The organism is Pseudomonas syringae (genome assembly GCF_023278085.1).
Taxonomy (GTDB): Bacteria; Pseudomonadota; Gammaproteobacteria; order Pseudomonadales; family Pseudomonadaceae; genus Aquipseudomonas; species Aquipseudomonas syringae_Q.
On the sequence record NZ_CP066265.1, the window covers coordinates 2,375,369 to 2,390,885 of the forward strand.

15 protein-coding genes are annotated in these 15,517 nt (G+C 60.4%); 6 read left to right on the forward strand and 9 right to left on the reverse strand.

Annotated elements, in window-relative coordinates:
- The first annotated feature begins 7 nt into the window (after positions 1-7).
- Positions 8-2,224: a xanthine dehydrogenase family protein molybdopterin-binding subunit gene (locus tag I9H07_RS10645; RefSeq protein ID WP_024673136.1), complete on the forward strand. Its 2,217-nt coding sequence runs from the start codon at positions 8-10 to the stop codon at positions 2,222-2,224.
- A gap of 2 nt (positions 2,225-2,226) precedes the next feature.
- The gene (locus tag I9H07_RS10650) at positions 2,227-3,216 is read left to right on the forward strand and encodes an XdhC family protein (protein ID WP_058391257.1); all 990 of its coding nucleotides are present in this window, start codon (positions 2,227-2,229) and stop codon (positions 3,214-3,216) included.
- Here I9H07_RS10650 and I9H07_RS10655 read toward each other — a convergent pair.
- Positions 3,176-3,799 (reverse strand): nucleotidyltransferase family protein, encoded by a 624-nt coding sequence (locus tag I9H07_RS10655; RefSeq protein WP_024673138.1) that lies wholly within the window; start codon positions 3,797-3,799, stop codon positions 3,176-3,178. The two genes, I9H07_RS10650 and I9H07_RS10655, sit on opposite strands and share 41 nt — an antisense overlap.
- Positions 3,800-3,926: 127 nt before the next feature.
- On the opposite strand from I9H07_RS10655, the gene I9H07_RS10660 reads away from it, so the two are divergent.
- On the forward strand, positions 3,927-4,511 hold the full coding sequence (locus tag I9H07_RS10660) for a flavin reductase family protein (RefSeq protein ID WP_024673139.1): 585 nt from the start codon (positions 3,927-3,929) through the stop codon (positions 4,509-4,511).
- Between the two features lie 139 nt (positions 4,512-4,650).
- Here I9H07_RS10660 and I9H07_RS10665 read toward each other — a convergent pair whose 3' ends face one another.
- Positions 4,651-6,042, reverse strand: a complete 1,392-nt coding sequence (locus tag I9H07_RS10665) for an aldehyde dehydrogenase family protein (protein ID WP_236423298.1) — start codon at positions 6,040-6,042, stop codon at positions 4,651-4,653.
- A gap of 102 nt (positions 6,043-6,144) precedes the next feature.
- On the opposite strand from I9H07_RS10665, the gene ptrR reads away from it, so the two are divergent.
- Positions 6,145-7,023 (forward strand): putrescine utilization regulator PtrR, encoded by an 879-nt coding sequence (gene ptrR, locus I9H07_RS10670; protein WP_058391259.1) that lies wholly within the window; start codon positions 6,145-6,147, stop codon positions 7,021-7,023.
- A 5-nt stretch (positions 7,024-7,028) separates the two neighbouring features.
- Here the strand turns inward: ptrR and I9H07_RS10675 are convergent, their stop codons facing one another.
- A complete protein-coding gene (locus tag I9H07_RS10675; protein ID WP_024673142.1) occupies positions 7,029-8,123 on the reverse strand; it encodes a tartrate dehydrogenase in 1,095 nt (364 codons plus the stop codon).
- Positions 8,124-8,236: 113 nt separating this feature from the next.
- Here I9H07_RS10675 and I9H07_RS10680 point away from each other — a divergent pair, with 113 nt between their 5' ends.
- Positions 8,237-9,142, forward strand: coding sequence for a LysR substrate-binding domain-containing protein (locus I9H07_RS10680; RefSeq protein ID WP_058824588.1), 906 nt, complete (start codon positions 8,237-8,239; stop codon positions 9,140-9,142).
- Between the two features lie 6 nt (positions 9,143-9,148).
- On the opposite strand, the gene I9H07_RS10685 is transcribed toward I9H07_RS10680, so the two are convergent.
- The 5 genes from I9H07_RS10685 to ribBA form a co-directional block, all read right to left on the reverse strand.
- Complete coding sequence (locus I9H07_RS10685; RefSeq protein ID WP_236423299.1) at positions 9,149-10,303, reverse strand: ABC transporter ATP-binding protein; 1,155 nt, start codon at positions 10,301-10,303, stop codon at positions 9,149-9,151.
- Positions 10,300-11,115 (reverse strand): ABC transporter permease, encoded by an 816-nt coding sequence (locus I9H07_RS10690; RefSeq protein ID WP_024673145.1) that lies wholly within the window; start codon positions 11,113-11,115, stop codon positions 10,300-10,302. Before I9H07_RS10690 ends, I9H07_RS10685 begins: the two co-directional genes overlap by 4 nt.
- Before the next feature lie 6 nt (positions 11,116-11,121).
- Positions 11,122-12,078 (reverse strand): ABC transporter permease, encoded by a 957-nt coding sequence (locus I9H07_RS10695; protein ID WP_024673146.1) that lies wholly within the window; start codon positions 12,076-12,078, stop codon positions 11,122-11,124.
- On the reverse strand, positions 12,063-13,088 hold the full coding sequence (locus I9H07_RS10700) for an ABC transporter substrate-binding protein (RefSeq protein ID WP_024673147.1): 1,026 nt from the start codon (positions 13,086-13,088) through the stop codon (positions 12,063-12,065). The genes I9H07_RS10695 and I9H07_RS10700 overlap by 16 nt, the downstream gene beginning before the upstream one ends.
- A 270-nt stretch (positions 13,089-13,358) precedes the next feature.
- Positions 13,359-14,468: a bifunctional 3,4-dihydroxy-2-butanone-4-phosphate synthase/GTP cyclohydrolase II gene (gene ribBA / locus I9H07_RS10705; RefSeq protein ID WP_058824628.1), complete on the reverse strand. Its 1,110-nt coding sequence runs from the start codon at positions 14,466-14,468 to the stop codon at positions 13,359-13,361.
- Positions 14,469-14,562: 94 nt separating this feature from the next.
- Between ribBA and I9H07_RS10710 the strand changes: the two genes are divergently transcribed.
- Positions 14,563-14,853 carry a DUF1330 domain-containing protein gene (locus I9H07_RS10710; protein WP_058824586.1) on the forward strand — a complete coding sequence of 97 codons (291 nt, stop codon included), beginning with the start codon at positions 14,563-14,565 and terminating at the stop codon, positions 14,851-14,853.
- 99 nt (positions 14,854-14,952) lie between these two features.
- On the opposite strand, the gene I9H07_RS10715 is transcribed toward I9H07_RS10710, so the two are convergent.
- The gene (locus tag I9H07_RS10715; protein WP_024673150.1) at positions 14,953-15,516 is read right to left on the reverse strand and encodes an NUDIX hydrolase; all 564 of its coding nucleotides are present in this window, start codon (positions 15,514-15,516) and stop codon (positions 14,953-14,955) included.
- Between the last annotated feature and the right edge of the window lies 1 nt (position 15,517).

The following is a 15,517-nucleotide window of genomic DNA, read 5'->3' on the forward strand; positions in this document are numbered from 1 at the left end:
ATTTCTCATGAGCGAAAACATTATCGGCACGCCGCAGCGTCGTATCGACGGCGGCAAGAAAGTCAGTGGCGAAGCGCGCTACGCCGCAGACCATCCCATGGACAAGATGCTCTATGCCTATGGCGTTTACAGCACCATTGGCAACGGCCGCGTGGCGGCCATCAACGACCAGCAGGCGAAAGCCATGCCTGGCGTGGTCGAGGTCTTTCATCATGGCAACTTCCCCACGCTGCACCGCACCCCCAATACCAAGCTGAGCTTTGCCAAGATGCTCTCGGCGAGCAAAGCCGACGAGCACCGACTGCCGTTTGAGGATGACCGGGTTTACTACCCCGGTCAGTTCGTCGCGCTGGTGGTCGCCGAAAGTTTCGAGCAGGCGAGGGCGGCGGCTCATCGCGTGACGGTCGATTACGAACAGCGCCCGGCGGTCAAGGACCTGCGGGAAGGCATGCGCGTCAATGGCGTGCGTGACGGCGGTGCGGGCCATAACCGTGGCAACCCGGACAGCGCGTTTCAAAGCGCCAAGACGCAGATCGACCAGACTTACACCACGCCGGTTGAAGTGCATAACCCGATGGAAATGCACGCCAGTACCGCGTGGTGGCAGGACGGCAAGCTGTTCGTCTACGAAAGCACGCAAGGCGTGGTCAATCACCGCAACCTGCTGGCCAACGTATTCGACCTGTCGCCTGACCGCGTGGAAGTGCGAGCGCCGTTCATTGGCTCTGGTTTTGGCGGCAAGCTCTGGCCGTGGCCGCACTCCGTGGCGGCCTGCGCTGCGGCTCAAGTCACAGGCCGGCCGGTGCAACTGGTGCTGCCGCGTGCGCAGATGTTCACCACTGTGGGTCACCGTCCGGAAACCCGCCAGCGCCTGCGCCTGGCCACCGATGCCAGTGGCAAACTGGTGTCGATCCGGCACGAGTCGCTCAACAACACCTCGATGCTCGATGACTACACCGAGAACTGCGGTGGCGTGACTAAAAGTCTGTATTCCTGCGATAACGTCCTGGTCAGCCACAAGATCAGCCCGATCAACCGCGGTACGCCCACATCAATGCGCGCACCGGGTGCGGCACCGGGCCTGTTTGCGCTGGAGTCGGCCATCGACGAAATGGCCTTGGCCAGTGGCATGGACCCGCTGGCGTTCCGCAAGCTGAACCTGTCTGATATGGATCAGAGCATGGGCTTGCCGTGGTCGAGCAACCACTTGCCGGAAGCGATCGACAAGGCCGCCGAGCGTTTCGGCTGGCATGCGCGCAAGGCTGAAGTCGGTTCGATGCGTGAAGGCGATGAAATCATCGGCTACGGCATGGGGGCGTGCAATTGGGAGGCCTATCAGGTGCCAACCGATGCGCGGGTCATTCTGCGTTCCGACGGCACTGCACTGGCTCAATGTGGCTTGCAGGACATCGGCACCGGGACCTACACCATCGTTGCGCAGACGGTCAGCCAGTTGACCGGCATCCCGATCGAGCGTGTCGAAGTGGAACTGGGCAGTTCGTCCTTTCCGGCAGGCCCCGTTTCCGGTGGTTCGTGGGTCACCGCCAGCGTCATGCCGGCGATTGCCGGTGCCACGCGTGAAGCGCTGCAGAAGCTGCGCCAATACGCGGTCAGCAAAGACGCGGTATTCGCCGGGCAGGACGCCGAGTCGATCAAGGTCGACAACGGACAACTGGTGATGGGCGAGCAACGCGCCAGTTTTGTCGACGTGCTGAAGGGGCAGCGCCTGTCGCGTGCCGAGGGCAACTTCCAGAGCGGCATGCCTGAAGCCGGCAAGTACTCATTCCGGTCGTTCGGCGTGCATTTTGTCGAGGTGCGCTGGGATCCGGGCATTTCCAGCCTGCGGGTTTCGCGGGTGGTCAGCGCCATTGACGTGGGCAAGGTGGTCAACCCGCTGGCAGCGCGCAATCAGGTAGAAGGCGCGATTGTCATGGGCATTGGCATGGCGCTGTTCGAAGCCGCCGAGTACGACCCGCGCAGTGGCATGCCGGTCAATAACAACTACGCCGAGTATGTAGTGCCGGTGCATGCCGATCAGCCGGACATCGATGTCCTGTTGCTCGATTACCCGGATTACAACCTGGGCGAGTTCGGTGTGCGCGGGATTGGCGAGATCGGTGTGACCGGGCTGGCCGCGGCGGTGGCCAATGCGGTCTATCACGCAACCGGCAAACGAGTGCGCAGCTTGCCGATCACCAAGGAAAAACTGATGGCAGGGTTGTAATAATGAAACAACTCGACTTGCAGGTGGTACAGCAGGCGCGTGACTGGCTGGCAAGTGGCAAGCCGGTCTGGCTGTGTACGGTGCTCTCGACTTTTGGCTCGGCCCCGCGCGGGCCGGGGGCAATGCTGGTGGCGCTGAACAGTGGCGAGCATCGCGGCTCGCTGTCTGGCGGCTGCGTGGAAGAGGATTTTCTCGAACGCGTCGCTGCCGGACAGTTTCAGCCAGTCAATCAGGTGGTTCGTTACGGTGATGGCGGACTTGCGCCAACGCGGGCGTTGCCCTGCGGTGGCGTGCTGGATGTGTTGATTGAGTTCATTGCGCCGAGCGCTGAAGCGGATGCGCATCTGGCGGCCATCGAACACGCGCTGGCCGGACGCCAACTGGTCAGTAGAGAGGTGCAACTGGGCGGCGTGCAGAGAGACGTCGGGCCTGCCGCTTTGGGTGAGGCGCGGGTGCAGATCAACGGCGAACGCATCAGTGTGCGCATGGGCGCGGTCTACCGCGTGCTGCTTGCCGGACTCTCGCCCGTCGCCGAATTCTGCGCCAGTTTTGCCGTGGCCATGGGTTACGAAGTGATCATCTGTGACCCGCGTACCGAAGTCACTGCGGGGTTCTCGATGCCGGGCGTCGAGGTGCGCGGGGTCTTGCCGGCCGTATTCATTGCCGAAGGCGGCTGTCATAGCTCCACGGCGGTGCTGGCGTTGACTCACGATCCGAAACTGGATGACTTGAGCATGCTCGAAGCCGTGCGCACCGAGGCGTTTTATATCGGTGCAATGGGCTCGATGCGCACCAGCAGCAAACGTCTCGAGCGCCTGGCGCGGATTGGCGGGCTGGATGCCGAAGCGCTGGAGCGCATTCACGCGCCCATCGGTTTGAACCTGGGCAGCAAGACACCTGCGGAAATTGCGATTGCAGTGATGGCCGATATCCTGCGGGTTGCCAACGGTGTCAGTCGCAGCGATCTGCAAGGTGTTGCCGGCAGGCCATAGCAAGTGCCGAACGTGTGTCTGCATCGCGCAGGATGCCTGGGTCGTCGCAGTCCATTACATCGCACAGCTCGGGGTTGTGGGTGATCAGTGCCTTGGCGCCCTGATCGCCTTCGAGTTTCAGCAGTTCCGGCCAGAACCGGCGCCCGATGATCACGGGATGGCCGCGCTGGCCTTCATGCATGGGCAGGGCAATACGCTGCGGGTCAGCCAGCGTGGCCAGCTTGCGCAAGGTTTGCGGCTGTATCCATGGCATGTCTGCGAGCAATATGGCCACTGCATCGGCTGACGAGTTCATCACCGCAGCTATCCCGCTGGCCAGACTGTGGCCCATGCCCAGGCCGGCGTATTCGCTACGGATGATCGTTATCTCGGCGGGAATACCGAGTGCTTTGCTGTCATCGTCCTTACGCAGTATCACGGCTACATGAGCGAATGCTTTTCTGGCGTTGTCGAGACTGGCCGTCAGCAAGGTACGACCGCAGGGCAACAGCGCCTGGCGTTTATCGCCCTCAAAACGTGTGCTGCTGCCTGCCGCGAGGATCAAGGCGAACACTTTGCAGTTGTGGCTGTCTATGCTGCTCAATCCGATGCCTTGCGAGTCGGTGAAAGGATGCTTGAAGCCGCGCGATTCACTGCGACTGGCGCACACAGCATGCCTTATTTCGCGGCTCTGCCGGTAGCGGTACGAATCATGTTTCCGAGGGTTTCAAGTGGACAATCACATTCGTCCGGTCGAGCTGGAAAAAGCCTACCGCTTGCTTAACCACGGGCCGACCGTGCTGGTGTCATCCAGCCACGAGGGCACGCATAACGTCATGGCTGCGGCCTGGGCCTGTGCGCTGGACTTCTCGCCGCCCAAAGTAACGCTGGTGATCGACAAGATGACCAAGACCCGCGGGCTGGTCGAGAAGAGCGGATACTTTGCGCTGCAGGTGCCCAATCTGGACCAATTGCAGATGACCTTCGACGTCGGCACCCAGAGCAAGGTCTTCACCCCGGACAAGCTGGACAAGGCCAACGTTGACCTGTTCCGCATCGACGGTCACGACTCGCCGCTGGTGGTCGGATGCTCGGCGTGGCTGATCTGCAAGGTCATTCCCGAGCCGCACAATCAACAGACTTACGACCTGTTCATTGGCGAAGTGGTGGGGGCCTGGGCCGATACGCGTGTCTTCAACGACGGGCACTGGGAGTTCGAAAAAGCCGATCCGAAATGGCGCAGCCTGCACTATGTTGCTGGCGGGCACTTCTACACCATTGGTGAGCCTGCGGTCGTAGAAACCGGCGACGACTGATCGCGTCGCGCAAGGTATGAAAAACGGACGCTGAGCGTCCAGAACGGCGTGCCCACGCGGAGCATGGGCACGATAGCGTACTTTCGGGCACCTCTCGTTCCTCACGCATGGGCACGATAAGTGTTGTCCCTCGGATACTTCAGTGACGATCCCGCCACACGGTCTGCGCATTGCAGAACTCGCGTACGCCAAAGTGTGAAAGCTCGCGGCCAAAACCGCTTTTCTTCACGCCGCCGAAGCTCACGCGAGGGTCTGAGGCGCTGTAGCCGTTGATGAACACGCCGCCGGTCTCCAGTTCTTCGCTCATTCGCTCTGCCAGCGCCAGATCGCGGGTATACACCGTCGCGGTCAGGCCGAATTCGCTGTCGTTGGCCAGTTGCAGGGCGTGCTGCGCATCGCGGGCGGTGATGATCGAGGCTACAGGGCCGAACAGTTCCTGGCGGAATGAAGTCATCTGGTCGGTGACGTCGCCCAGCACGGTTGGCTGGTAGTAATTGCCTTGGCCATCCGTCTTGTTGCCGCCCAATAACAGCGTTGCGCCTTCAGCCAGCGTTTCCTGGACCTGGGCATCAAGCTCGTCGCGCAGATCAAAGCGCGCCATCGGCCCGATGTAGGTCTCGACGGACAGGGGATCACCCACCACCAGCTGGCGCGTCTGCTCGACGAACCGACGGGTAAATTCTTCCACCACGCCTTGCTCGATGATCAAACGCTTGGCCGCCGCACACACCTGCCCTGTGTTCTGAAACCGGCCAATCACCGCAGCTTTTACGGCTTGATCAAGGTCGGCGTCATTGAGCACGATAAACGGGTCGGAGCCGCCCAGTTCCAACACGCATTTCTTCAGTGCCGCCCCGGCCTGAGCACCGATCGCCTGACCGGCACGCACGCTGCCGGTCAGCGTAACGGCCGCAATGCGCGGGTCAGCGATGGCGCTTGAAACGCCTTCGGGTAGCACATTGAGCACTTCGAACACGCCTTGCGGAAAACCCGCTCGCTGTAACGCATCACGCATCAGATAAGCACAGCCCATCACGTTGGGCGCATGCTTAAGCACATAGGTGTTGCCAGCCAGCAAGGTCGGAATCGCACCACGCAGCACCTGCCAGATTGGGAAGTTCCACGGCATCACCGCAAGAATAGGGCCAAGCGGACGGTACTCGATGCGCGCCTTGTCATGCTCGACCTGAGTAGCTTCGGCCACCAGCATCGCCGGGCCGTGCGCCGCGTACCAGTCGCACAGCTGCGCGCATTTCTCGACCTCGCCCTTTGCCTGAGCCATTGGCTTGCCCATTTCCTGGCTGATCATTCGGGCAATGTTGTCAGCGTCGTCGCGCAGGGCTTTGCCCATAGCAACGATCAACTGCACACGTTCCTGCACAGGTTTGCGCTTCCAGGCCGCAAAACCGCTGGCCGCACGCGAAAGGGTGCTGTCCTGCACCGCTTCTGATTCAAACGGATAGTGGCCGATCTGTTCGCCGGTCGCCGGGTTGATCGAGATTGCGTGGGTGTTGCTGTTGACAGTGGTCATTGCGCCATCCTGTTGAGGTGGAGAGTGGGACCAGCATATCGGCGTGCTATGCTTTCGAAAACTGAATAATAATGATCGTATTGTTCACGTATGGAGAAAAATATGGATCTGGTCCAGCTGGAGATTTTCAAGGCCGTTGCCGAGCACGGCAGCATCAGTGCCGCTGCGCAGCAGATTCATCGCGTGCCCTCGAACCTGACCACGCGGATCAAGCAGCTTGAACAAGACCTCGGCGTTGACCTGTTCATTCGCGAAAAGCATCGCTTGCGCCTGTCGCCCGCCGGCTGGAATTTTCTCGATTACACCCGGCGGATTCTGGATCTGGTCCAGGAGGCGCGCTCGGCTGTGTCCGGGGAAGAGCCGCAAGGGCCTTTCTCGCTGGGCTCACTGGAAAGCACCGCCGCCGTGCGTATTCCTGCATTGCTGGCGGCCTATAACCAGCAAAACGCCAAAGTCGAACTGGACCTCTCGACCGGACCGTCCGGCACCATGATCGACGGAGTTCTGGCCGGGCGACTGGTTGCGGCGTTCGTTGACGGACCGGTGCTGCACCCGTCGCTGGAGGGGGTGCCGGTGTTTGAAGAGGAGATGGTGATTATTGCGCCGCTCAAGCACACCCCGGTCAAGCGTGGACGTGATGTCAGTGGTGAAAGTATCTATGCGTTTCGTGCCAACTGCTCGTACCGGCACCACTTTGAGCGCTGGTTCACCGACGACGCCGCAGTACCGGGCAAGATCCATGAGATGGAGTCTTACCACGGCATGCTGGCCTGCGTCAGCGCCGGTGCCGGGCTGGCGCTGATGCCGCGCAGCATGCTCGAAAGCATGCCTGGCTGCGCCACGGTCAGTGTCTGGCCGCTGTCCGAGCAGTTTCGCTACCTGCACACCTGGCTGATCTGGCGCCGGGGTACGGTGTCGCGCAGCCTGACCCGCTTCGTGGAGTTGCTGGAACAGCGGGGCACGCCGCCGAAGGTCGAGTGAACCGCCTAACGGGCTGCGCCAAGCCGTTCGGCGATCGCTGCCCCCACTTGCTGAGTCGAAAGCGTGCCGCCCAGATCCGGCGTGACCTCGCCACTGGCGATCACCTGTTCGATAGCGGTGATGATGTCGTCATGCGCCGTCGTGAAACGCTCATCGCCTTGCCCCAGGAATTCCAGCATCAGTGCGCCTGACCAGATCATCGCGATCGGGTTGGCGATGTTCTGGCCGAAGATGTCCGGAGCCGAGCCATGCACCGGTTCGAACAGGGACGGGAAATTACGCTCCGGGTTAAGGTTGGCTGACGGTGCAATGCCGATGGTGCCGGCGCACGCCGGGCCGAGGTCGCTGAGGATGTCGCCAAACAGATTGGACGCCACCACCACGTCGAAGCGCTCGGGTTGCAGCACGAAGCGTGCGCAGAGAATGTCGATGTGCTGTTTGTCCCAACGGATGTCCGGGTACTGGCTGGCCATCGCCTCGGTGCGTTTGTCCCAGTAGGGCATGCTGATGGCCATGCCGTTGGATTTGGTCGCCGAGGTGACATGCTTGCGCTCGCGTTTGCTGGCCATTTCAAAAGCGAATTTGAGAATGCGGTCGACGCCGCGACGGGTGAACACCGACTCCTGCAAGACGAACTCGTTTTCGGTATTTTCGAACATGATTCCGCCCAGCGACGAGTATTCACCTTCGGTATTTTCCCGCACCACGATGAAGTCGATATCGCCCGGTTTGCGATTGGCGAGCGGGCAGGGTACGCCGGGGAACAGTCGCACCGGGCGGATGTTGGCGTACTGATCGAACTCGCGACGAAACTTGAGCAACGAGCCCCACAGGGAAATGTGGTCGGGCACTTTGTCCGGCCAGCCCACGGCACCGAAGAAAATCGAATCGAAACCTTTCAACTGCTCAAACCAGTCGTCGGGCATCATTTTGCCGTGCGCCAGGTAGTAATCGCAGCTGGCCCATTCGAAGTACTCGAATTCCAGCTCGATCCCGTGTTTCGCGGCAACCGCCTGGACCACCTTGACGCCTTCAGGCAGGACTTCAAGGCCGATGCCGTCTCCGGCAATCGCAGCAATGCGCAGTTTCTTGTTGTTCATGGTCAGCACTCCAGGCGAATGATTTGCGATGAATGTGTTATGCAGGTCACTCATGTTATAAGCGCACACTACAAAGATAATCAGTCGAATAATGGATTGAGAAAACACGAACCGTGAATTATCCAAACCTTGATGACCTGAATGTGTTCATTCATGTTGCGCGGCGTTCCAGCTTCGTGGGGGCTGCCAATGAGCTGGGCATGTCTGCCGCGTATGTCAGCAAGCGCGTCAAGCTGCTGGAGCAGAACATGGGCGTGGCGCTGCTGCATCGCTCCACCCGGCAAGTGTCGATCACCGAAGACGGCGAGCGCGTCTACGAATGGGCCAAGGGCATTCTGGAATCCGTGCAGCAGATGGGCGATGAAGTCGCGGCCTTGCACGGCGAGCCCAGCGGCCTGTTGCGGGTGGTCAGCAGTCAGGGTTTCGGCCGCCGCTTTGTGGCGCCTGCCTTGTCGGAGCTGGCGGCGCGCTACCCGAAGCTGGACATACGGCTGGATATTCAGGATCGGCTGGTGGACCTGATCGAGGAGGGCGTGGATCTGGATATTCGTGTTGGCAACGAAATCGCACCGCATTTGCGTGCCCGGCATCTGGCGCGCAACTGGCGGGTACTGTGTGCGAGCCCGGATTATCTGCAGCAGCACGGCACGCCCATCAGCCTTGGCGAATTGGCCAATCACGATTGCCTGGTCATCAAGGAGCGCGACCGGCCGTTTGGCATCTGGCATCTGCACGGGCCGCAGGGTGCGGAAACCGTGAAGGTCACCGGCAGCCTGTCGACTAACCACGGCGAAATCGCCCGCCAGTGGTGCCTGGACGGGAGAGGGCTGTTATTGCGTTCGCTGTGGGATGTACGCAGCGAGCTGGCTGAAGGTCGGCTGATTCAGGTCATGCCCGAGTATCGGCAAGATGCCGATATCTGGGCCGTGCACACATCACCGCTGATGAGCTCGGCGAAGATTCGCGTCACCGTGGAATTCCTGCGCGATTACTTCGCCTTGCACCATGCGCCTGTCTGATCATTGTCAGTGCGCGCCTGCTGCCTTGTTCAGGTCGCTGTCTCTCCATTCGGTGTAGATACAGGCATCGGCGGCGGCCCAGCGTACACGCACCGGATCACCGGCCTGGAGCGGCATGCCGGTGGCCGATAGCGCTTTGACGGTCATTGCCGTGCCACCCGTGGTCACCACCGAGCAGGTCTGGCTTTCCCCCAGAAACAGCACCTCGGTGACGTTCGCGCTGACTTCATTCCAGCCGGCTTCGAGCGGTGTGGCAGCCGCCTGAGAAACACTCAACGCCTGAGCCTTTTCCGGACGCACCATCAGCAGCACGTCCTGATCGGTCGTCAGCCCCGCAGTCAGGCGAATCGCCAGTGAGTTGCCTTCGAACGTGGCAACGGCATTGCCCTGCGCCTTGAGCCTGAGGAAATTCGAGTTGCCGAGAAACGAGGCGACAAAGGCATTCGGCGGGTTCTGATACAAATCGTATCCGCTGCCCAGACCGACAATCTTGCCGTGGCTGAAAATCGCAATGCGCTGTGACAGGCGCATGGCTTCTTCCTGATCATGGGTCACGTAGACGATGGTAATGCCCAGCCGACGGTGCAGCTGACGCAGTTCGTCCTGCAAATCTTCACGCAGTTTTTTGTCCAGCGCGCCGAGGGGCTCGTCCATCAGAAGGATGCGCGGCTCGTAGACCAGCGCTCTGGCAATGGCGACCCGTTGTTGCTGGCCGCCGGACAGTTGCGAAGGGCGGCGGTGAGCAAATTCTTCCAGTTGCACCAGCTTGAGCATCGCATCGACTTTCTTTTCGCGCTCGGCCGCGGGCAGCTTGCGGATGGCCAGTGGGAACGCGATGTTGTCGCGCACCGACAGGTGCGGGAACAGCGAATAGCGCTGAAAGACCATACCGATATCACGCTTGTGCGGCGGTACATTCACCAGCGATTTGCCGCCCACCAGAATCTCGCCTGAACTGGGTGTTTCGAACCCGGCCAGCATCGACAGCGTGGTGCTTTTGCCCGAGCCACTGGAGCCCAGAAAGGTCAGGAACTCGCCGTCCTGGATATCCAGGGAAATGTCGTCGACGGCAGCGAAATTGCCGTAATGCTTGTTCAGGTTGCACAGCGCGACCAGCGGTTTTTGCTGCGGGGTGGAAGGGTCTTGGATCACTGCACTCATGAAATACTCCTGGCTTCGTTACGACGACGCAGGGTCGCAGCGATGAACATGATCACCACCGACAGCGCAATCAGCAGCGTTGAGGCGACCGCGATGACGGGCGTCAGGTCCTGACGCAGCGTGGTCCACATTTTCACGGGAAGGGTTTGCAGGGTCGGGCTGGCCATCATTACGCTCAGCACCACTTCGTCCCACGAGACCAGAAACGCAAACAACGCGCCGGCCATCATGCCTGGCCGGATGCCGGGGAAGGTCACCTTGCAGATCGCCTGCAAACGCGATGCGCCACAGATCACCGCAGCGTCTTCGATGGACTGATCGAACAGCTTCAGCGAATTGATGATCGAGATGATGGTGAACGGCAGGGCGACAATCACATGGCTGACGACGAAGGAAAACAGCGTGCCGGTATAGCCGAGCTTGAGGAACAGCGCGTACACCGCCACCGCGATGATCACCAAGGGCACGATCATCGGCAACGTAAACACGCCATACAGAATGTCGCGTCCCGGAAACCGCCCGCGTACCAGCGCAAAAGCGGTCGGCAGGCCCAGCGCTACCGAGGCAATGGTCGTCAGGACTGCAACCTTGAGGCTGGACATCGCTGCCGCCATCCAGTCCGGGTTGGAGAAGAACTGCTGATACCACTTCAACGTCCAGCCGGGTGGTGGAAACACCAGCCATTGCGATGAACCGAAGGACAGCAGGATGATGAACAGGATCGGCAGCAACAGAAACAGCGCGATCAGCGCGGTGGTCAGGTACAGACCCGTGCGCAGACCGGGGCTCATGGCATTGGGTGTCAGGAGCATGGCGGTTTACCTCGCGTTACTGGCGCCGACCGGAGATTCCGGCTGGAGCTTCAGGTAGAAGTAGAACAACACCAGCGTGATCAGGACCAGCAACGCAGCGGCGGCACTGGCCAGCCCCCAGTTGAGGAACGACTGCACCTGCTGGACGATGAATTCGGGCAGCATCATGTTCTGTGCGCCACCCAGCAACGCGGGTGTGACGTAATAGCCGAGCGACATGACAAACACCATCAAGCCACCGGAAAACAGCCCTGGACGGCACAGCGGCAAAAATACCCGGAAGAAATTAGTCCATGGGCTGGCACCGCAGATCGAACCGGCCTGCAACACCATGGGGTCGATGGCCTGCATGGTGGCCTGCAACGGCAGAACGATGAACGGAATCATGATGTAGCTCATGCCGATCACCACACCGGTCAGGTTATGCACCATCTCCAGCGGCTGATCGATGATGCCCATGCCCATCAGCGCCTTGTTGATGACGCCCGAAGCCTGCAGTAAAACCAGCCACGAATAGGTGCGGGCCAGCAGGCTGGTCCACATCGACAGCAGCACGATGTTGAGAATCCAGCGCCCCCAGCCGCGTGGCACCAGAGTAATGACCCAGGCCAGCGGGAAGCCCAGCAGCAGGCTGAACAGCGTGACCAGCCCGGCGACCGAGAAGGTGTTCAGCAACACCCTGGAATAGGCCGAGTTGGCGAACAGTTGCTCGTAGTTACCCAGACCGGGCACCGGTTCAAGTACGCCGCGCAGCAGCAGGCCGATCAATGGTGCGAAGAAAAACAGACCCAGGAACAACAGCGCCGGAAGCAGGTTACGGCTGCCACGCCAGCGCTGCGCGAGGGAAGAGGGTGGCTGCATGCTCGTCGCCTTGTTACAGGCCGCACCGGCGGTGCTGGACGCACCACCGGCCGGGTTGGATTGACCAGAGACGACAGCCGTCATTTTTACTTGACCAGCCATTCGTTCCACCGTGTCGCAATGTCGGCACCATTTTTGGCCCAGTAGGCGAAGTCGAGCGTGATCTGGTCGGCGACGTGCGCGGTCGGCAGGTTAGGCGCCAGTGTAGAGTCCAGTCGCGCAATGCTTTGGGTGTTCACCGGCGCGTAGGCACTGAGGTTGGAGAAGTCGGCCTGACCTTTGGCGCTGGTCGCATTGGCGATGAACTTCATCGCAGCGTCCTTGTTTTTGGCGCCTTTGGGCACGACCAGAAAATCAGCCATGACCAGGTTCTGCTTCCAGCTCACACCCACTGGCGCGCCATCCTGTTGCAGGGCGTAGACCCGGCCGTTCCACATCTGGCCCATCGACACTTCGCCGGAGGCAAGCAGCTGCTGCGATTGCGCACCGCCGCCCCACCAGACGATGTCTTTTTTGATGGTATCGAGTTTCTTGAAGGCGCGATCAAGGTCCAGCGGATAGAGCTTGTCGGGTGCTACGCCGTCGGCCAGCAGCGCCAGTTCGAGTACGCCGGGGCTTGGCCATTTGTACAGGGCGCGCTTGCCAGGCCAGGTCTTGGTGTCGAACATGGCGGACCAGTCCGCAGGCGGTTTGGCGCCTACCTTGCTCTCGTTGAAACCGAGCACAAAGGAGAAGAAGAATGAGCCTGCGCCATGATCGGTGACAAAGCGCTTGTCGATCTCGTCGCGTTTGATGGTGTTGAAGTCCAGTGGCTCCAGCAGGCCCTCGCTGGCGGCGCGCAGAGCGAAATCGGCTTCGACGTCGACCACGTCCCACTGCACGTTGCCGCTTTCGACCATGGCTTTGAGTTTGCCGTAGTCGGTTGGGCCGTCCTGCACCACTGTAATGCCGCTGGCCTTGCTGAACGGCGCTGCCCAGGCTTGTTTCTGGAAGTCCTGGGTTGAGCCGCCCCAACTCACGAAATTGACGCTGTCGGCGGCGCTGGCGGCGGCACTCGATAAAGCCAGCACGCCAGCCGCCAGAACGGCCATTGCACGTTTGTTCAACACCATGTTCACGCCCTCATTTGTTGTGTTTTTGAGCGGGCTTTTGTCGCCCGCTTAGTCGGGAGCAGTAGGTCCAATGGGCCTTGAAACTTGAAGCGGTCAGGCGCTTTTATTGATGCTGTCCCTTGGCGGGTGTACCTGACAAAGCAGTCGGTTTATGGAATGTCATATTATGGTATTCCAAACTTTCTGCAAGCATTTTGCCCCTCCAAAATGCCTTCATTCGATGCTTTCCCATGCTCGAAAGCCAATGAGTAAAGGCGGTTTGCCTCAGTGTCAGCCGGGAAACGGAATGCTTTCAATCACTTCCAGATCGTAACCGGTCAGACCGGCGTACTTCAGCGGTGGACCGAGATGGCGCAGTTTGCCGACGCCCAGGTCCTGCAGAATCTGCGCACCGGTGCCGACTTCGGAATAGATGCGTGATTGCGAGCGTGTGTACTGCCGAGGTGGCTGGGTAAGCTGTGGAATACGCGCCAGCAGGGCTTGAGACGATTCATGATTGGCCAGCACCACGACCACACCGTGGCCTTCTTCGGCGACCCGTTGCAACGCCGCCCAGAGCGTCCAGTTGGCCGGCCCCGTGTATTCGGCACCGACCAGGTCACGCAATGGATCGACCACGTGTACACGCACCAGCGTGGCGTCTTCACGGCGGATATCGCCCATCACCATTGCCATGTGCACACCGCCTTCGATGCGGTCTTCGTAGCTGAACAGGCGAAAAGTGCCGTGTACCGTGGGCAACTCGCGCTCACCGATTCTGACGACGGTGTGCTCGGTGCTCAGCCGATAGTGAATCAGGTCAGCGATGGTGCCGATGCGGATGCCGTGTTTTTCTGCAAACCGTTCCAGGTCCGGCCGCCGCGCCATGCTGCCGTCGTCATTCATGACTTCGACGATCACCGAGGCGGGTGTGAAACCGGCGAGCCGTGCGAGGTCGCAGCCTGCTTCGGTGTGCCCCGCACGAGTCAGCACGCCGCCATCCCGCGCACGCAAAGGAAAGATATGGCCCGGCTGCACCAGGTCTTCGGGAATCGCCGCCGTATTGACCGCCGCCTGCACGGTGCGGGCGCGATCCGCCGCGCTGATGCCGGTTGTCACCCCCGTGGTAGCTTCGATGGATACGGTGAAGGCGGTGGCGAATACACTGCCGTTGTTCGGCACCATTTGCTCCAGGCCAAGGCGCTGGCAATGCTCGTCGGTCAGTGTCAGACAGATCAGCCCACGCGCCTCGCGGGCCATGAAACTGATAGCGTGTGCCGAACAACAATCGGCGGCGAGCAAGAGGTCGCCTTCGTTTTCGCGGTCTTCGTCGTCGACCAGCAACACCATCTTGCCTTGGCGATAGTCTTCAATGATGTCTTCGATGCGATCGAACGCCATGCTCAGGACCCCGGTGTTATGGAAGAGTGAATCGTGGTATACCATAAGACAGAATATTTCATAGATTCCCTGCCATTGAAACAGTGAGATCGCGATGAAGGCCTATTGGATTGCGCACGTCGATGTGACCGACCTCCAGCAGTACAGCGAATACACCCAGCGTGCACCCGCCGCATTTACCCTGTTTGGCGGCAAATTCCTGGCACGGGGAGGCCGGTCCGAAGCCATGGAGGGCCGGACCACGCCGCAACGCACGGTCATTATTGAATTTGAATCCTACGAACAGGCCGTCGCCTGCTACCACTCGCCTGAGTACCAGAACGCCATGAGCCACCGGCAAGGCGCGTCGAAGGCCGAAATTGTGATAGTTGAGGGGCAGCCTTGAGCTACAAGCTACAAGCTACAAGCTTCAAGCTTAAAGCAAGATCAAATACTGCTCGGACTGCTTCACTTGCAGCTTGCAGCTAAAAACTTGCCGCTGCCCCTACCTAATAAAATGGATTTTGCCGGTGTCGTCGTTGCCGATATAAATACCGTAGACACCGGCCTGGCGCTCTTCGATGTAGCGCTCCAGTATCTGGCGGATGGCGGGGTAGTAGATGCTGTCCCACGGGATGTCTTCAGGGGCGAAGAATCGGTAGTCCAGGGTTTCCGGGCCGAACTGGCCGGTGACTTCCAGGGCGATGGCGCGGAACACGATGTACACCTCGCTGATCCGCGGCACGCTGAAGATCGAGTAGGGCGATAGAATCTCGGCGCGTACGCCGCTTTCTTCCCACACTTCGCGAAGCGCCGCCTGCTCGGTGGTTTCGCCGCTTTCCATGAATCCGGCCGGTAACGTCCAGGTGCCGGGACGTGGCGGGATGGCTCGCTGGCAGAGCAGGTACTTGCCGTCCTGCTCGATGATGCAGCCGGCGATGATCTTCGGGTTCACGTAATGAATGTACTGACAGCCGCTACAGATCAACCGCGCATGGGTGTCGCCCGAAGGGACGCGCTGCACCAGGTCCGCGCCACCGCATTGAGGACAGAAGCGCGGTGTGACCATC